The following is a 17,559-nucleotide window of genomic DNA, read 5'->3' as shown; positions in this document are numbered from 1 at the left end:
GACACCCCCTGACGAAGGTTCACACGGAGCCGTCTCGGCGCGCAGAAGCGCAGCGTCCGTCGCGCGGATGCGCAACAGCGGTCAGACGGCCGCGGACCCCTCGGCGTCCTCGAACTCCTCCAGCTCGCGCTCCCAGGCATCCTTCGCCAGGCGGTACCAGAGGTAGAACGCGAAGCCGGCGAAGATGACCCACTCGGCGGCGTAGAACACGTTGAGCCAGTTGACCGGCGACTGCTCGTCGGGCGCCGGGGAGGCGATGTCGGCGAGGCCTGCCGTCGCGGTCGTAGAGGCGAGGTACGGACGGTAGACGTCGAGCTGCTCGATGTCGTGCCAGCGGCTCAACAGAGCCGCCGGGGACATCCGGTCCAGCTGCTCCGGATCGGTGCGCGGCGGCACCGACGGACCCTCATCCGAGATGATGCGACCGGCGACGGGGACCACGCTGCCGTCCGCGTCGGCCTCGAGGCGCTCCACAGCGGCATCGGCGGCCTCCCGATCCGGTGCCCAGCCGATGGCCACCGCCAGCGAGACCCGCTCGTCGACGCGGAGCTGACCGGTGACCCAGTACCCCTCGACGCCGTCGTTGAAGCGGCTGCCCACGACGAGGAAATCCCCGGGGACCCAGACACCCTCGGTCTCCACGCGCTGCCCGACCAGGGGCTCGGGGAGGTACTCCCCCGGCACTACGACGTCATCGAGCGGTCGGATCTGCTCGGTCGCCCCCGGCGCCGGAGGATCGGTCTCGATCGCCCGCTCCAGCTGCCACTGACCGAGCCAGGCGAACACCCCGGCGACGACGAGACACAGCAGCAGCATCGCGATCCAGCGTCCCCGCAGCATGACCTCACGGAGGGTCGGCGGGAAGGGAGCAGGTGCGGTCACGGTGATGCGGAGACCTCAGGCCTCGTACGGAGCCAGGACGACCTCCACCCGCTGGAACTCCTTGAGGTCGGAGTACCCGGTGGTGGCCATCGACTTGCGCAGCGCGCCGATGAGGTTCGCGGTGCCGTCGGCGACCGGAGCGGGGCCGTAGAGGATCTCCTCCAGCGTGCCGATGCCGCCCACCTCGACGCGTCGCCCGCGCGGGAGCTTGGGGTGGTGCGCCTCGGGACCCCAGTGGAACCCCTGGCCGGGGGCGTCCGTGGCACGGGCCAGGGCGACGCCGAGCATGACCGCGTCGGCGCCCATGGCGAGCGCCTTCACGATGTCGCCCGAGGTGCCGACGCCGCCATCGGCGATCACGTGCACGTAGCGTCCGCCGGACTCGTCGAGGTAGTCCCGACGCGCGGCCGCCACATCCGACACCGCGGTCGCCATGGGCGCGTGGATGCCGAGGGTGGCACGGGTGGTGGACGCCGCACCGCCGCCGAAGCCCACGAGCACGCCGGCCGCGCCGGTGCGCATGAGGTGGAGCGCCGCGGTGTAGGTCGCCGCTCCGCCCACGATCACCGGCACGTCGAGGTCGTAGATGAACTTCTTGAGGTTCAGCGGCTCCGCCACGCTCGACACGTGCTCCGCGGAGACGGTCGTGCCGCGGATGACGAACAGGTCGACCCCGGCCGCGGCGACGGTGTCGTAGAACTCCTGAGTGCGCTGCGGGGTGAGGGAGCCGGCGACGGTGACGCCCGCCTCCCGGATCTCGGCGAGGCGGCGGGTGATGAGCTCGGGCTTGATGGGCTCGGAGTAGAGCTCCTGCATGCGCACGGTCGCCCGGTCCTCCGCGAGGCCCGCGATCTCGGCGAGCAGCGGCTCCGGGTCCTCGTAGCGGGTCCAGAGCCCCTCCAGATCGAGCACCCCCAGACCGCCGAGCTGTCCGAGCATGATCGCGGTGCGCGGGCTGACGACCGAGTCCATCGGCGCCCCGAGCACCGGGATCTCGAAGCCGAAGGCGTCGATCGTCCACGCGGTGGACACGTCCTCCGGGTTGCGCGTGCGCCGCGAGGGCACCACCGCGATGTCGTCGAACGTGTACGCGCGACGCGCGCGCTTTCCTCGGCCGAGCTCGATCTCCATGGTCACCCGTCCAGCCTACCCGGCGCCCGGCGGCCTCCGCGGCGGTCAGCGCGCACGGGCCACCCGCCGCTCGTCCCACACCGGCTCGTCGGACTCGTAGACCTCGCCGTCCGTTCCGAACACGAGGAACCGGTCGAAGGAGCGCGCGAACCACCGGTCGTGCGTGACCGCGACCACCGTGCCCTCGAAGCGTCCGAGCGCCTCCTCCAGCGCCTCGGCCGACTCGAGGTCGAGGTTGTCGGTGGGCTCGTCGAGGAGGAGCAGAGTCGCGCCGGAGAGCTCGAGCAGGAGCACCTGGAACCGCGCCTGCTGTCCGCCGGAGAGCGATTCGAACGGCTGCTGCGCCTGACGCACGAGGCCGTACCTGTCCAGGGCCGAGCTCGCCGCGTCGCGGGGCATCCCGTCTCGGAGGTCGTCCCCGCGGTGCAGGATCTCGAGCAGGGTGCGGCCGACGAACTCCGGATGCGCGTGGGTCTGTGCGAAGAGCCCTGGAACGACGCGGGCGCCGAGCACCGCGCGACCGGTGTGCGCGACCGGGCTGAGCTCCTCCGCGACCGCGGTCACGTGCCCGAGGGACGGATCCGGGTCGGTCCCGCCGAGGGCCAACAGCCGCAGGAAGTGCGACTTGCCCGAGCCGTTGGAGCCGAGCACGCCGACGCGGTCGCCGTACCAGATCTCGGTGTCGAACGGACGCATGAGGCCGGTCAGCTCCAGACGGTCCGCGACGACGGCCCGCTTGCCGGTCCTGGCACCGCGGAGGCGCATGTCGAACTCCTGCGCCGGGGGCCGCTCCTCCGGCGGGCCCGCCTCCTCGAACTTCCGCAGCCGCGTCTGCGCCGCCTGGTAGCGGGACGCGAAGCCGTCGTTGGCGGACGCCTTGACCTTGAGGTTCGCGACGAGGACGCGGAGCTTCTCGTGCTGCTCGTCCCACCGCCGGCGCAGCTCGTCGAGCCGGTCCATCCGGTCGGTGCGCGCCTGGTGGTAGGTGGCGAAGCTCCCGCCGTGCACCCAGGCGGTCGACCCCGCCGCGCCGGGCTCCAGCGTGATCAGCCGATCGGCGGCCCTGGCGAGGAGCTCGCGGTCGTGCGAGACCAGCAGCACGGTCTTGTCGGTGGCGCGCAGCCGCTCCTCGAGCCACCGCTTGGTCGGCACGTCGAGGTAGTTGTCCGGCTCGTCGAGCAGGAGCACCTCGTCCGGGCCGCGCAGCAGCGCCTCCAGGGCGAGCCGCTTCTGCTCGCCGCCGGAGAGGGAGGTGAGCTCGCGGTAGCGCGCCCGCTCGAACGGCACGCCGAGCGCCGCCACGGTGCACTGATCCCACACGGTCTCGTGCTCGTAGCCGCCGGCGTCCGCGTACTCGGCGATCGCGGAGGCGTAGGCCATCTGGGTGTCGTGCTCGTCGCGGTCGATGAGGGCGTTCTCCGCCGCCTCCAGCGCCTGCGCGGCGGAACGGACGCGGGTGGGAGCCACCCGCACGAGCAGCTCGTGCACGGTCTGGCCCGGCTCGCCGTGTCCGACGAACTGGTCCATGACGCCGAGGCCGCCGTCGATCGTCACCACCCCGTCGTCGGCCGGCTGCTCGCCGCGGATGATCCGCAGCAGCGTCGTCTTCCCCGCCCCGTTCGGCCCGATGAGAGCACTCGTCGAGCCCGCCCCGACACGGAACGACACCTCGTCGAGAAGCGGTCTGCCATCGGGAAGCGTCAGCGAGATCCCGGATGCGTCGATGTACCCCACAGGCGTGGCCGTCCTTCCGCCCGCGGACAGCGAGCCGACCAGGCTATCAGTCCGCGCGGCTCCGCGACCACCGGGGCGAGCCTTCCGGGCCCGTCAAGCCGCGTCTTCCTGCGCTGCGGCCGCTCGACGCTCATCGTGGAGCGTGTTCGCCAGACTCGCACCGGTGAGCTGCGCACGGACAAGTGTCCGCGCCTGCTCCCGTGCGAGGAGGACGACGCCGCCGCGGTCCTCCTCGATCATCAGCAGAGTGGTGCCCTCGTTCCAACGCTGCCGCGCGCGCAATTCGCCGGGAATGACCAGGCGCCCGTGGTCATCCAGCGAAGCAGTGAAGGTGGCGGTCATGACGCCCAACGTACCGCTCCCCCACCGATGTGTCAGTCCGCGCGGCTGAGGGTCTGCAGCACCTCGGTCTTGGGTGCCGCCGGGAGGAAGAACCGGAACTCGGTGCCCACCCCCTCCTCGCTGGTCACGTCCATGGAGCCGCCGTGGGCCAGCACGATCGCCCGCGTGATCGTGAGACCCAGCCCCACGCCCGGCACGGCGTTGCGGGTGGCCGTCGAGGCCCGGAAGAACCGGGTGAAGAGCATGCGCTGCTCGTCCTGCGGGATCCCGACCCCGGTGTCGGCGACGGCGACCTGCACCCCGCCGTCGAGGCGACGCACGGCGGCCGTCACCCGACCCCCGCGCGGGGTGAACTTGATGGCGTTCGAGAGGAGGTTGTCCACGGCCTGCCCGAGGCGTCCGGGATCGACGAGCAGCGGGATCGGCTCGTCGCCGACCTGCAGGTCCAGCTCGATCCCCTCGCGCTGCGCGTGCGGTCCCGCCGAGGCCACGGCCGAACGCACGAGCGCCGCGACGTCCGCCTCGTCCCGCTCCAAAGGGAAGCGCCCCGACTCCACCTGCGCCGTGAAGAGCAGGTCGCCGACGAGGTTCAGCAGGCGCTTCGCATTGCGCTCGATGATGCCGACGAACTCCTGCTGGTCCTCGGTCAGCGGCTGACCCGGATCGTTCTGCAGCAGGTCGAGGAAGCCGATGATCGCGCTCAACGGCGTCCGCAGCTCATGGGAGATCATCCCCACGAACTCGTCCTTCATGCGCGCGACCTCGACGGCTCTCGTCTCATCGGTGAGCACGAACAGGTAGCCCTGCTGCGCGCCGGACGGATCCTTGTGCGGCGTCACGGTCACCCGGGCGGGTACCGTCGTACCGCCCGCGGTCCTGACCTCGATGTCTCCGTCGACGGTATGCCCGGCGTCCGCCTGGGCGAAGAGCTCACAGAGGCCCTCCGAGACGCCGGTGCGCGCGGTCGGATCGCTCGCCGCCCCCGCATCCCCTTCGCGCGCGGCGGTGTCCTCGGCCAGCATGGCCAATGCCGACGACGAGAAGAAGCGGTCGACACGCACGTCGTCGAGAGCCTCGTCGTGAGAGAGCCCGAGCAGGCGGACGGCCCCGGGGTTCCACGCCGTGACGCGCCCCTCGCGATCGGTGCCGATCACGGCCTGCGCGGTGATCGACGCCCACAGGCCCTCGAACGAGTCGAGCAGCACGCGGTACTCGTGCTCCTTCTGTCGCAGCTGCACGATCATCGAGACGTTCTCGGACAGCGCCTTGGTCCGCTCCGTGACCAGCTCCTCCGCCTGCTGCACCCGCAGGCGCTGTTGCCGGGAGAGCTCGTTCACCACGGCCGCGACGGCCGCGAAGACGAGAGGACCGACGACGCCGCGGAGCCACACGACCGCGTTCGTCGGCGGTTCGATGACGTAGGGGATCAGCAGCGCGAGCGACGTGAACGCGCCGACGACGAAGACCCAGCGGATTCCTGGCGCCGCCGCGATCCAGATCACGGGGAGCAGCACGAGCGAGCTGAAGAGCGAGGCCGCGCCTCCCGTCCCGGCGCGGAAGAGCCCCAGCCCCAGGATGTCGACCATCGGGACCAGGAGCACGATCCAGCCCTCCCGGATGTGCAACGCGCTGAGCACTCCGGCGTGGAGCGTCGCGACGAGGACGATCGCGAGGCCGGCCAGGGCGAGGGCGACATCGGTGAACGGCAGGCTGGGGATGGCCCAGGTCATCACGCCTGCGATCGCGGCGGCGACGAGCGTCGGGATCTGCTTGACGATCGGGTTCGGGTTGTCGATGACCCGGTACCAGCGGTTCTCGGCGCGCTCCAGCGGTGTCGCCCTCATCGCGGAACCCGTTCCACGGCGCGATGCAGGTCGGCCCCGGTGATCGGCTTCGGCAGGGCCGCGTCCGCCGGCGGGTACTCGGCGACGTCCAGCACCGAGCTGACGATGAGGAAGCAGTCCGGAAAGCGTTCGTGGATCAGCCGGCAGCAGGCCTGCCCGGAGATTCCGGGGAGCAGCAGGTCCAGGACGGCGACCCTGGGGTCGATGTCCGGGAAGGCGGCGATCGCAGACTCGGCGTCGGACGCGACGAACACGTCGAAGCCCTCGCGATCGAGGTACCGACCCAGCAGGGTCGCCTGATCCGGAGCGTCCTCGACGACCAGGGCGAGCGGTCGTCCGGTCATCGCAGGAGCAGCTCTCGGACGACGACGATCACGACCACGACGGCGAGGGAGATGAGCGCCTGCGGGATGAGGCGGCGCTCCTTCCGGGCGTCGGCCGCGATCTCCTCCACCTCGGCGTCGTGCGATGGTGCGTCGGTCATGAGTCGACCCGTCCGATCTTCTCGGTCTTGATCCAGGAGGCGTCCGCGCGACGCCACTCCTTGAGGTACGAGTCGGCGGTGATCGCGCACAGCAGCGATCCGTAGCCGCAGATGTAGAGCAGCAGGCCCGCGAAGAAGCGTCCGGCCGGAAGCGGCTCGACCGCTCGCGCGAGCCAGATGCCGAGCATCGACACCGGCCCCCAGAGGGCGAACGCCAGCAGCCACAGCACACGCGTCTGCTCCGTCGACTCCTGCCCGGCCGCGCCGATCAGGCCGTCCAGGGCCCAGGGGAACAGCGCCAGGGCCATGAGGATCAGCGCCCCGAGTCCCGGGAACATGATCGCCTCGCGCCACGACTGCCGCCCGATGCGCGGATCGAGCTGGACGGAGTAGAGCATCGAGAAGATGTAGATGGCCGCCGCGGCGATCCACATGAACCGGAACACGAACTCCGCGACGTCGCTGTGCAGGAGCAGGAGGACGATCATCGCGGTGGCGGCGAGGAGCAGGAGCGCCGGCATCAGCAGGATCGTGAACCAGGCCAGCCCGAAGGGGATGCTGCCCAGGTTGTGGTCGCGACTCGGACGGAACCAGAGCCTCTTGTAGATCGAGGTGAGCTGCACGTTGCCGCGCGCCCAGCGCAGCCGCTGCTTCCAGAGACTGTCGATCGTCCGCGGCTCCTCGGCGAGCACCACGGCGTGCGGCTCGAACACCATCCGGCGGCCGTGGAGCTGACTCTCGAAGGTCGTCATGGTGTCCTCGGCGAGCGTGCCCGTCGGGATGCGTCCGCCGATCGCCTCGAGGTTCGCGCGGGAATGCAGCTGGGCGCCCCCGGCGAGGCAGGCGATCGCTCCCCCGACGTTCTGCGTGCGCCGTGCCGAGAGCTGGCCGATGACGTACTCGATCGCGATGAACCGGGTGAGGTAGTTGCGGTCCCTGCTGCCCTCCGCGATGTAGGCCGTGACGGCCCCGACCTCCTCGTCGGCGAGGTGCCGGGTGAGCTTGCGCAGGGAGTCCCGCGCGAAGATCACGTCGGCGTCCATGATGAGCACCGCTTCGGTCCACGGGTCGGCGAGCACGACGTCGAGGCCGTGGTTCAGCGTGTGTGCCTTGCCTTCCCCGCCCTTCTCGCGCCGCAGGTGGACGACCCGCCCCGGGTGGGTCGCCGCCTTCTGCTGCACGATCGCCGGGGTGTCGTCCGTGGACGCATCGTCGACCACGAAGACACGGAGGCGCTCGGCGGGGTACTCGAGCTGGAGCAGCCGCTCGATCGCGGGGCCGATCACCAGGCCCTCGTTCCACGCCGGGATGACCACCGCCACGTTCGGGTGGTACGGGGCGGCCTTGCCGTAGTGATTGCGGAAGGCGTGCAGCGGCAGCATGAGGAACTGCAGACCGGTGTTGACGACCGGCAGCGTGCCGATCAGCACGCACAGCAGGAGGATGACGACGACGACCGTCTCGATCCAGGTCAGTTCGGGCATCAGCGTCCTTCCGTCCCTGTGAGCAGCGGGACGATGCGGGAGTACCGGCCGACGTCTGCGGCCACGTGGCTGTCGGTGGAGGCCACGATGCCGGCGCCCGCGCGCTCCAGGGCGTTCAGCGCCTCCGCGCCGGGGCACACCCACTTCTCGTTGACCTCGACGAGCGTGCCCGTCTCCGCGGCGGCTCGCGCCCACGCGTCGAGGCGCTCGACCCCGAGCTCCTCCTCCGCGAGACCGATCTTCGGCAGGATCGAGAAGCAGTGCGCGAGCTGGTTGCCCGGATGGCGGCGCATGGTCGCGACGATGGCGTCCACGAACTGGTCGAGGACGTCGGCCGGCGCCCAGCCCGCGGCGATGCGTTCGCGGACCGCGGTGGGTCCGAGCGGCCCGTCCACACCGGGGAACTGATGATCGGCGATGAGGATCCGGTCGATGCCCGCCGGAAGCGCCGGGATGTCGAGCGCGCCTGAGGCGTCGAGGACCTTCGCCTCGACGCCGGTCAGCACCGTCAATCCGTCCGGGACGTCCAGCCGGCGGACGGCGGCGAGGTACTCCGGCACCCAGGTCGTGGTCTGCCGCACGTGGTCGACGAGACGGACGGTGTCGAGACCGACGGCCGCAGCCGCGGCGACGTTCTCCTCCAGCGTGGAGACCGCGTCGTCGGAGAACGTGGAGTGGACGTGGTGGTCTCCGCGCAGGGCGGGATGACTCACAGCTCCTCCTGGTGACCGGCGTGCGCCGACACGAGCACGTCGTCGACCTCGACGATCACGTCCTCCAGGAAGCGCACGGAGGCGACCTCCCGGAAGGGCACCTGCACCGGGATCTCCCGGCCGAGGAAGAGGTCGGCGACGAGCGAGGGGATGTCGACTCCGGCGGCGATCGTCAGCGGGAGCGCGCCGGGGAAGCGCGGGTTGACCTCGAGCAGCACGGCGCGCCCGTCTCGATCGCGGCGGAGCTGCACGTTGGCGACGCCGACCAGGCCGATCGCCCGCGCGATGGCGGCAGCGGTCTCCTCGAGCTCGGGGTCGCGGAGCGTGCGGCCGGCGATCGCGACCCCGGAGTCCACGCGGGCACGGGTGCGCGGCACCGCGGCGACCACGCCGCCGGAGGCGTCGGCGATCACATCGACCGAGTACTCCTCGCCCGGGAGGAAGTCCTGCACGATCAGCCCCTCATCCGTGGGGAGGGCGGCGAGCGCCTCCGCGTCGGGGACGAGGCGCACACCGCGGCTGCCCGCCCCCTGCCGGGGCTTGGCGAACACGGGGAACTCCCACGCGACCTCCGCGGCATCCGGGCCGGCGAGCACGGTGCGCGGCACACGACCGGTCGGCGCGCAGCGCTCCGCGAGGGCGAGCTTGTCGAGGGCGGTGTGCAGCGTGTCGGCGGGCGGCGCGGCGAGGACCGCCGGGGCCAGCTCGTCCCTGCGGTCCGCGAGCGCGATCAGCTCCACGTCGACGGTGGAGATAACGAGGTCGAGACCGTCCTCGGCGACCATCCGCGCGATCGCCGGCACGAAGTCCGCGTCCCGCCCCGGGGGAACCAGACGACGCTGCGCCGGCGGAACGAGGTAGAGGCCGCTCGCCCAGCCGTCCATGTCGGCCGCGAAGACCGTCAGATCGGACCGTCGCAGCAGGGAGCGGATCACCGCGACTCCGGCGGGGCCCCCGGCTCCGGTGACCAGTACGCGCTTCGTCATCAGCTCTCCCGTCGGGTCAGTTCATGGGCGCCGATGAACTCGGCGGTCTCGCGCACGACCTCCAGCGGCTCGACGGCCACGCCGCCGCCGAACCGCGACCAGTAGCGGGCGGTGGCCGTGACGAACTCCGGCGCGAGGTACTCCCGGTTCGCGGCGGCCTGGGACTGGAAGCACTCCAGCAGCCGCAGCTTGTCGTCGAGGAAGCGATCGATGCGGACGAAGCGCGTGGGCCGGTAGTCGATGGTCGCGGAGGGGCTCTGGTAGCACGCGACCGTGCCGACGCGGCGCGTCGCGACGATCGTCGCCTCGTTCACCGCGCGGTGATCCTGGTGACGGTCGTGGTGCGAGTGCGTGTAGACGATGGTCGGCTGGATCTCCTGCACGACCTCCTCGATGAGGCGGACGGTCGACCCGCCGCCGGAGATCTCGGTGTCGACGAGGTCTTTCACGAACAGCCGGGCACCCAGCTGCTCGGCGGCGGCGAGGGACTCGTGCTGGCGGCTGTCGGCATCACCGCCGCGCGCTCCGCGGGAGAGCGTGAGGATGGTGATGCGATCGCCGGCGGCGGCATGGGCTGCAAGGATGCCGCCGACACCGATCTCGACGTCGTCCGGGTGCGCTCCGATCGCGAGGACGACCTCACCGGTCTTCGCCTCCGCCTTCCGGCGCCGGGACTCCTCGACGAGCCGGGTGACCGACTCCACGAGCCGGGCGTTGTCGAGCGGCTTGGTGAGGAACTCGTCGGCCTGCGCCCGGAGCGCGGACACCGCGTACTCGACCGAGACGTGCGCCGTCATGACGATGACCGGCACGGTGGGCATGACGCGGCGCAGCTCCGCGAGCAGCTCCAGACCACCGAGTCCCGGCATCTCGATGTCGGTGACGACCACGTCGGGTTTCACCGCCGCGGCCTTCTCGAGCGCCGACCGGCCGTCGTCCGCGAGATCGACGACGCAGCCCGCACGCCGTTCCAGGACGGTCTTCACAAGCAGGGCGACGTCGTGGTCGTCGTCGACGACGAGGATGCGAGGGGGGACCTCAGCCATGTACAGCTCTCCTTGGGGAGATTCCCTGCCGAGGGGATTCGGCGGTGCGACCGCGGTGCCTTCATCACCGGGCCGCAGGGAAAGTCGAGCGGGGTACGTCGATTCTGGCACAGGGCTCCACCCCCGGCCCGCAGCGCTTCAGCCCGCGCGCGCCGCCCGCTTCTCCTCCTGGTAGAGCCGGATCGCCTCGTACCGCTCCGCCGATCGCGCCCGCCTCTTCGCCGCCTGCTCCTCGCGGTTCTTGGGCGGCGCCGCGGTCACGAGGTCATCGAGCAGCCGCCGCGTGGCCACGGCGATCTCGGCCACCGCGCGATCGAAGACCTCACGGTTCGCCCGCGACGGCGCCGTCGTCCCGGAGATCTTGCGGACGAACTGGAGCGCAGCCTCGCGGCACTCCTCGTCGGTGGCCGCGGGCTCGAGGTTGTTCAGAGGCACGATGTTCCGGCACATACCGGCACCGTACGCGCGGCCCGCCGGCCGCGAAAGGGGGATGGCATGCCCGGCCCGCCGTCGCTACGCTCTGGGCTACGACCGGAACCGAGGAGAGATCATGACCGATACACCGCCGCCCGACGCCCCGCCGCCGTACAACCCGCCACCTCCCGGCGGCACGCCCTCGCCGTATCCCGCCGCCTCCGCTCCCCCGCCCGGCACCCCCTACGCGCAGGACGTGCCGACGTCGCCCCCGGGACGGGTGCTGTCGATCATCGGCCTCGTGCTGGCGTTCCTGCTGCCGCCGGTCGGCCTCATCCTCAGCATCATCGCCGCCGTGCAGCTCGGCAAGGCGAAGGCTCCCAAGGGCATCGCGATCGCCGGCATCATCGTCGGCGCCGTCCTGACGATCTTCGCGATCATCGGCATCATCCTGCTGGCGACCGTGCTGGCCGGCGTGATCGGGACGTGCGCCGAGCTCGGCCCCGGGGTCTGGGACGTCGGCGGCGTCACCTACCGCTGCGGCTGACCGCACCGCGAACGACGAGGGGCCGGATGCAGCGCATCCGGCCCCTCGTGCGTCCCCCTGCGGGGGTCGCGGTCACTTCTTGTAGTTCGGCGCCTCGACGACGATCTGCACGTCGTGCGGGTGCGACTCCTTGAGCCCGGCCGAGGTGATGCGCACGAACTTGCCGCGCTGCTTGAGCTCCTCGATGGTGCGGGCCCCGACGTAGAACATCGACTGCCGCAGGCCGCCGACGAGCTGGTAGGCGACGGCCGAGAGCGGGCCGCGGTAGGGCACCTGGCCCTCGATGCCCTCCGGGATCAGCTTGTCGTCGCTGGGCACGTCGGCCTGGAAGTAGCGGTCCTTCGAGTAGGACGTCTGCTTGCCGCGCGTCTGCATGGCGCCGAGCGAGCCCATCCCGCGGTACTGCTTGAACTGCTTGCCCGACTGGAAGACGATCTCGCCCGGCGACTCGTCGGTGCCGGCGAGCAGCGAGCCGAGCATCACGGCGTCAGCACCGGCGACGAGCGCCTTCGCGATGTCGCCCGAGTACTGCAGGCCGCCGTCGGCGATCACCGGGACGCCGGCGGGGCGCGCCGCGAGCGATGCCTCGTAGACGGCCGTGACCTGCGGCACGCCGACACCGGCGACCACGCGGGTCGTGCAGATCGAGCCGGGACCCACGCCCACCTTGACGGCGTCCACGCCCGCGTCCACCAGCGCCTGCGCGCCCTCGCGGGTGGCGACGTTGCCGCCGATGACGTCGATGTGCGCGAACGACTCGTCGGCCTTGAGGCGCTTGACGAGGTCGATCACGCCCTGCGACTGCCCGTTGGCGGTGTCGACGACGAGCACGTCCACTCCGGCGTCGCGGAGGGCCTCGGCGCGCTTCCACGCGTCGCCGAAGAAGCCGATCGCCGCGCCCACCCGCAGGCGGCCCTGGTCGTCCTTGGTGGCGAGCGGATACTTCTCGCTCTTGTCGAAGTCCTTGATGGTGATGAGGCCGGCGAGCTTGCCGTCCTCGTCGATGAGGGGCAGCTTCTCGACGCGGTGCTTCGCGAACAGCGCGATGACCTCGCCCGCCGCGACGCCGACGGGGGCGGTGACGAGGTTCTCCCTCGTCATGACGTCCTTGACGAACGTGCTCTGACGCTCGAAGCCGGAGACGAAGCGCATGTCGCGGTTCGTGATGATGCCCACCAGGCGACCCTCGTCGTCCACGACCGGGAGGCCGGAGATCCGGTACTTGGCGCACAGGGCGTCGACCTCCTCCACCGTCGCGTCCTGCGTCGTGGTGATGGGGTCGGTGATCATGCCGGACTCGCTGCGCTTCACGCGGTCGACGTGCGCGGCCTGGTCGGCGATCGAGAGGTTGCGGTGCAGGATGCCGATGCCGCCCTCCCGGGCCATGGCGATCGCCATGCGGGATTCGGTCACCGTGTCCATCGCGCTGGAGAGCAGCGGCGTCGCGACGGAGATCCGTCGGGTGATCCGGGACGACGTGTCGGCCTCACTGGGGATGACGTCGGTGTGCCCGGGGAGCAGCAGCACGTCATCGTAGGTCAGTCCGACGAAGCCGAAGGGATCGTGCTGGTCCATGGAATCTCCTCCTGCGCGAGTGGCGCGGATCCGGGTGCGAATGGGGGGTCGACGTCGGCCGGTGCGCGGGCGTGACCCGTATGGAGATTCTAAGCGAGACACGCCCGAGAACATTCCCAGGGCCCTGTCGTTACCGGACCGTTGGCCCGGACGATAGGTGATTCGCCGATCGCCCATTACGCTCAAGTGCGTCGTCCATCCCCGCGGTTCGACCCGAGCCCGCGGAGACAGCACTCACAGTGGAGGTTGCGTGGGACCCACAGCACTCGCCGGACCGCGAAAGCGCCCTTGGGCCTTCGCCTTCTTCGGAATCCTGATGGCGCTCGCGGCATCGCTCCTGCTCCCTCCCTCAGCGGCCTCCGCCGAGACCACGGACGACGGGCAGGAGGTCACCGACTTCTACTTCGCCGGGGTCGTCACCGACGGCGACGAGCCCGTCGAGGGCGTCGTGATGACGATCGAGGGCAACGGCTTCGACGCCGAGACCGAGACCGACGCCGAGGGCAAGTGGCGCCTGTACGTGCCGGAGAAGGAGACGTACACCCTCACGGTGGACGAGTCCACACTTCCGGACGGCGTGATCGTCGACGCGACGCAGCTCCCCGAGGGGATCCAGCCCGTCTCGGGCACGACCGCCTCATTCGAGCTGGAGTTCGGGCTCACCGGGACGAAGATCGTGAACCTCTTCCTCGGCGAGGGAGAGCGGGTGACCGTCTCCTTCCTCGACCAGCTCCTGTCGCGCCTGGTGGGCGGCCTGAACTTCGGGCTCCTGCTGGGGCTCGCCTCGATGGGCGCCGCGCTCATCTACGGCACGACCCGGCTGTCTAACTTCGCGCACGGCGAGATGGTGACGTGGGGCGCGGTGATCACCCTCGTCGTCACCTCCTTCTGGCAGCTCCCGCTGTGGGCCGGCATCATCGCCGCGGTCATCGGCGGCGCGGCACTCGGCTGGGCGCTCGACGCCGGCATCTGGAAGCCGCTGCGTCGGCGCGGACTGGGCGTCGTCCAGCTCATGATCGTCAGCATCGGCCTCTCGCTGGCCCTTCGCTACGGCCTGCAGTACATCATCGGCGGCAGCACCTATCAGCTGCCCGGCGCGAGCCCGGAGCCGATCCGCCTCGGCCCGATCTCCCTGTCGTACATCGACATGATCGGCATGGCCACGAGCATCATCGTGATCCTCGGCGTCGCGTTCTTCCTCACCCGCACCCGCATCGGGAAGGCGACGAGGGCGATCTCGGACAACCCGCAGCTCGCCGCCGCCTCCGGCATCGACGTGGACAAGGTCATCCGCGTCGTCTGGATCCTCGCCGGCACCCTGGCCGCGATCTCCGGCATCCTCTGGGCGTACTTCCGCCCCGGCGTGAAGTGGGACATGGGCATGCAGATGCTGCTGCTGATGTTCTGCGCCATCACGCTCGGCGGTCTCGGCTCCGCGATCGGCGCCCTGATCGGCTCGATCATCGTCGGCCTCGCGGTCGAGGTCTCGACGCTCCTCGGGGTGCCGACCGACCTCAAGTACGCCAGCGCCCTCGTCGCGCTGATCATCATCCTGCTCGTGCGACCGCAGGGCATCCTCGGACGCAAGGAAAGGTTGGGCTGACGCATGGACTTCGGAAGCATCTTCGGCAACACCGCCTCCTACCTGTTCAGCCCGACCACGATCGCCTACGCGCTCGCGGCCACGGGCCTCGCGGTGCACTTCGGGTACACGGGTCTGCTCAACTTCGGCATGGCGGCGTTCATGGCGATCGGCGGCTACGGCTACGCGATCTCGATCCTCACCTTCGGATTCCCGTGGTGGCTGGGCGTGCTCGTCGGCATCACCGGCGGCGCGCTCTTCGCCCTGCTGCTGGGCATCCCGACGCTGCGGCTGCGCGCCGACTACCTGGCCATCGCGACCATCGCGGCCGCGGAGGTCGTGCGCCTGATGTTCGTCACCGAGCTCTTCAAGGACTGGACGAACTCCGCCGGCGGTCTCTCCGGCTACCACCAGAGCTTCCGCGACGCGAACCCCTTCCCCCCGGGGACCTACGGCTTCGGCCCGTGGACGTACAACGCCAACGACCTCTGGGTGCGGGTGTTCGGACTGCTCACCCTCGCTCTCACGATCCTCGTGGTCTGGGCGCTCATGCGCAGCCCCTGGGGTCGCGTGCTCAAGGGCATCCGCGAGGATGAGGACGCCGTGCGCTCGCTCGGCAAGAACGTCTTCGCCTACAAGATGCAGGCACTCGTGGTGGGTGGCGTGATCGGTGCACTGGGCGGAATCGTCTTCGTCCTGCCGTCGGCGGTCATCCCCGGCAGCTACTCCACGTCGCTGACGTTCTTCCTGTGGACGATCCTGCTCCTCGGCGGCGCGGCCACGGTGTTCGGCCCGACGCTCGGCGCCGTGCTGTTCTGGGTGGTGTTCGCCTTCCTCGGCGCGCTCCTCCCCGCGATGGCCACGGCCGGCTACCTGCCCATGACGAGCGCTCAGGCCGACGTGGTGCGCTATATCCTCATCGGCATCGTGCTGATGCTCATCGTCGTGTTCCGCCCGCAGGGCATCCTGGGGAACAAGAGGGAGATGACCTTTGTCAAGTGAGAACGACGCGGCCGTCACGCCCGCGAAGAGCGCTCCCCGCGCGAAGACCACCGGCCTCACCGCGGGTCCCGCCGCCCCCGGAGTCAAGAAGGTCGACCCGATCCTCGTCGTGGACGCCGTGCAGCGGCGCTTCGGCGGCCTCACGGCGGTCGACGTCGACCACCTCGAGATCCCGCGCGGCGCCATCACGGCGCTCATCGGCCCCAACGGCGCCGGCAAGACCACGCTGTTCAATCTCCTGTGCGGCTTCGACAAGCCCAACAGCGGCACGTGGTCCTACGACGGCAAGAACCTGTCCGGCATCCCGTCGTTCAAGGTCGCCCGCATGGGACAGGTGCGCACCTTCCAGCTCACCAAATCGCTGTCGCTGCTGACCGTGCTGGAGAACATGAAGCTCGGCGCGAAGGACCAGCGCGGCGAGGGCTTCTGGGCAGGGCTGTTCCCCTTCCTCTGGCGCAAGCAGGAGCAGGAGATCGAGCAGCGCGCCCACGAGCTCCTCGTGCGCTTCAAGCTCGACGCCAAAGAGCAGGACTTCGCGGCGTCGCTCTCCGGCGGGCAGCGCAAGCTGCTGGAGATGGCCAGGGCCCTCATGAGCGACCCGAGCCTGGTGATGCTCGACGAGCCGATGGCCGGGGTGAACCCCGCCCTCACCCAGTCGCTCCTCGATCACATCCTCGACCTCAAGGACCTCGGGATGACGGTGCTCTTCGTCGAGCACGACATGCACATGGTGCGTCACATCGCCGACTGGGTGGTCGTGATGGCCGAGGGGCGCGTGGTGGCCGAGGGGCCGCCGGAGACCGTCATGGAGGACCCCGCGGTGGTGGACGCCTACCTGGGTGCCCACCAGGACGTGGACCTGGGCGCCGTCACCGGCCGTCTCCCGGTGATCTCCGACGCCGACGCGGAGCGCATCCGCGAGCAGATCGAGACCGAGGTCGAGGCCGAGGTCGAGGCCGAGGACGCTGCCGAGGAGGACAAGGCATGAGCACCGCAACCCCCGCCGAAAGCGCCGCCCCGGCCGACGACGTGGTCGTCGAGCTGAAGGACGTGCACGCCGGCTACCTGCCGGGAGTGAACATCCTCAACGGCGCGAACCTCGTCGCCCGCCAGGGCGAGCTCATCGGCATCATCGGCCCGAACGGCGCCGGGAAGTCGACGCTCCTCAAGGCGATCTTCGGCATGGTCAACGTCCGCGAAGGCGACATCACGGTCAAAGGCGAGAGCATCGTCGGCCTCAAGGCCGACAAGCTCGTGCGCCGCGGTGTGGCCTTCGTGCCGCAGACGAACAACGTGTTCCCGTCGCTCACCATCCAGGAGAACCTGGAGATGGGTCTCTACCAGAACCCGAAGATCTTCGCGGAGCGGCTCGAGTTCGTCAGCAGCATCTTCGCGGAGATCGGCAAGCGTCTGAAGCAGCGTGCCGGCTCGCTCTCCGGCGGCGAGCGGCAGATGGTCGCCATGTCGCGGGCTCTCATGATGGACCCGTCGGTGCTGCTGCTCGACGAGCCGTCCGCCGGCCTCTCCCCCGTGCGGCAGGACGACGCCTTCATCCGCGTCTCCGACATCAACAAGGCGGGCGTCACGACGATCATGGTCGAGCAGAACGCCCGTCGGTGCCTGCAGATCTGCGACCGCGGATACGTGCTCGACCAGGGCAAGGACGCCTACGAGGGCACCGGCCGGGAGCTGTTGAACGACCCGAAGGTCATCGGCCTCTACCTGGGCACCCTCGGCACCGACGCCGCCTGAGGCCGGTTCCTGGTACGACGAAGGCCCCGGATGCCGAAGCA

At 70.4% G+C, this 17,559-nt stretch carries 18 protein-coding genes; 5 read left to right on the top strand and 13 right to left on the bottom strand.

Features of this window, described 5'->3' with window-relative positions; all coding sequences use genetic code 11:
- Window positions 1–81: 81 nt before the first annotated feature.
- The 12 genes from KZC57_RS13875 to KZC57_RS13820 form a co-directional block, all read right to left on the bottom strand.
- Window positions 82–840, bottom strand: a complete 759-nt coding sequence (locus KZC57_RS13875; protein WP_082750040.1) for an SURF1 family protein — start codon at window positions 838–840, stop codon at window positions 82–84.
- 57 nt (window positions 841–897) lie between these two features.
- Window positions 898–2,013 (bottom strand): GuaB3 family IMP dehydrogenase-related protein, encoded by a 1,116-nt coding sequence (locus KZC57_RS13870; RefSeq protein WP_025103746.1) that lies wholly within the window; start codon window positions 2,011–2,013, stop codon window positions 898–900.
- Between the two features lie 45 nt (window positions 2,014–2,058).
- Window positions 2,059–3,747, bottom strand: coding sequence for an ABC-F family ATP-binding cassette domain-containing protein (locus tag KZC57_RS13865; RefSeq protein ID WP_247641991.1), 1,689 nt, complete (start codon window positions 3,745–3,747; stop codon window positions 2,059–2,061).
- 93 nt (window positions 3,748–3,840) lie between these two features.
- Window positions 3,841–4,089: an AbrB/MazE/SpoVT family DNA-binding domain-containing protein gene (locus KZC57_RS13860; protein ID WP_247641990.1), complete on the bottom strand. Its 249-nt coding sequence runs from the start codon at window positions 4,087–4,089 to the stop codon at window positions 3,841–3,843.
- A 32-nt stretch (window positions 4,090–4,121) separates the two neighbouring features.
- Window positions 4,122–5,933: an ATP-binding protein gene (locus KZC57_RS13855; protein WP_247641989.1), complete on the bottom strand. Its 1,812-nt coding sequence runs from the start codon at window positions 5,931–5,933 to the stop codon at window positions 4,122–4,124.
- Window positions 5,930–6,277, bottom strand: coding sequence for a response regulator (locus KZC57_RS13850; RefSeq protein WP_247641988.1), 348 nt, complete (start codon window positions 6,275–6,277; stop codon window positions 5,930–5,932). Before KZC57_RS13850 ends, KZC57_RS13855 begins: the two co-directional genes overlap by 4 nt.
- Window positions 6,274–6,417, bottom strand: a complete 144-nt coding sequence (locus KZC57_RS13845) for a hypothetical protein (RefSeq protein WP_157524008.1) — start codon at window positions 6,415–6,417, stop codon at window positions 6,274–6,276. The genes KZC57_RS13850 and KZC57_RS13845 overlap by 4 nt, the downstream gene beginning before the upstream one ends.
- The gene (locus KZC57_RS13840; RefSeq protein WP_060922047.1) at window positions 6,414–7,901 is read right to left on the bottom strand and encodes a glycosyltransferase; all 1,488 of its coding nucleotides are present in this window, start codon (window positions 7,899–7,901) and stop codon (window positions 6,414–6,416) included. The genes KZC57_RS13845 and KZC57_RS13840 overlap by 4 nt, the downstream gene beginning before the upstream one ends.
- Window positions 7,901–8,614, bottom strand: a complete 714-nt coding sequence (locus tag KZC57_RS13835) for a PHP domain-containing protein (protein WP_247641987.1) — start codon at window positions 8,612–8,614, stop codon at window positions 7,901–7,903. The genes KZC57_RS13840 and KZC57_RS13835 overlap by 1 nt, the downstream gene beginning before the upstream one ends.
- Window positions 8,611–9,600: an ATP-grasp domain-containing protein gene (locus tag KZC57_RS13830; protein WP_105949365.1), complete on the bottom strand. Its 990-nt coding sequence runs from the start codon at window positions 9,598–9,600 to the stop codon at window positions 8,611–8,613. Before KZC57_RS13830 ends, KZC57_RS13835 begins: the two co-directional genes overlap by 4 nt.
- Window positions 9,600–10,646 (bottom strand): response regulator, encoded by a 1,047-nt coding sequence (locus KZC57_RS13825; protein WP_105949364.1) that lies wholly within the window; start codon window positions 10,644–10,646, stop codon window positions 9,600–9,602. The genes KZC57_RS13830 and KZC57_RS13825 overlap by 1 nt, the downstream gene beginning before the upstream one ends.
- Window positions 10,647–10,784: 138 nt before the next feature.
- The gene (locus KZC57_RS13820) at window positions 10,785–11,096 is read right to left on the bottom strand and encodes a DUF2277 domain-containing protein (protein WP_060923105.1); all 312 of its coding nucleotides are present in this window, start codon (window positions 11,094–11,096) and stop codon (window positions 10,785–10,787) included.
- Window positions 11,097–11,196: 100 nt separating this feature from the next.
- On the opposite strand from KZC57_RS13820, the gene KZC57_RS13815 reads away from it, so the two are divergent.
- Window positions 11,197–11,607, top strand: a complete 411-nt coding sequence (locus KZC57_RS13815; protein ID WP_105949363.1) for a hypothetical protein — start codon at window positions 11,197–11,199, stop codon at window positions 11,605–11,607.
- 72 nt (window positions 11,608–11,679) lie between these two features.
- Here the strand turns inward: KZC57_RS13815 and guaB are convergent, their stop codons facing one another.
- On the bottom strand, window positions 11,680–13,182 hold the full coding sequence (guaB, locus tag KZC57_RS13810; protein WP_247641986.1) for an IMP dehydrogenase: 1,503 nt from the start codon (window positions 13,180–13,182) through the stop codon (window positions 11,680–11,682).
- A gap of 316 nt (window positions 13,183–13,498) precedes the next feature.
- On the opposite strand from guaB, the gene KZC57_RS13805 reads away from it, so the two are divergent.
- From KZC57_RS13805 to KZC57_RS13790, 4 genes are read left to right on the top strand one after another with little or no spacing between them, the layout of a single operon-like run.
- A complete protein-coding gene (locus tag KZC57_RS13805; RefSeq protein ID WP_060923108.1) occupies window positions 13,499–14,785 on the top strand; it encodes a branched-chain amino acid ABC transporter permease in 1,287 nt (428 codons plus the stop codon).
- 3 nt (window positions 14,786–14,788) lie between these two features.
- Complete coding sequence (locus KZC57_RS13800; RefSeq protein WP_025103732.1) at window positions 14,789–15,766, top strand: branched-chain amino acid ABC transporter permease; 978 nt, start codon at window positions 14,789–14,791, stop codon at window positions 15,764–15,766.
- On the top strand, window positions 15,756–16,754 hold the full coding sequence (locus KZC57_RS13795) for an ABC transporter ATP-binding protein (RefSeq protein ID WP_247641985.1): 999 nt from the start codon (window positions 15,756–15,758) through the stop codon (window positions 16,752–16,754). The genes KZC57_RS13800 and KZC57_RS13795 overlap by 11 nt, the downstream gene beginning before the upstream one ends.
- Window positions 16,751–17,518, top strand: a complete 768-nt coding sequence (locus KZC57_RS13790) for an ABC transporter ATP-binding protein (protein WP_105949360.1) — start codon at window positions 16,751–16,753, stop codon at window positions 17,516–17,518. The genes KZC57_RS13795 and KZC57_RS13790 overlap by 4 nt, the downstream gene beginning before the upstream one ends.
- Window positions 17,519–17,559: the final 41 nt, after the last annotated feature.

The sequence above is a fragment of the Microbacterium sp. KSW4-4 genome (assembly GCF_023091185.1).
GTDB classification, from domain to species: Bacteria; Actinomycetota; Actinomycetes; order Actinomycetales; family Microbacteriaceae; genus Microbacterium; species Microbacterium paraoxydans.
This window is presented reverse-complemented; position numbering and strand designations above follow the sequence as displayed.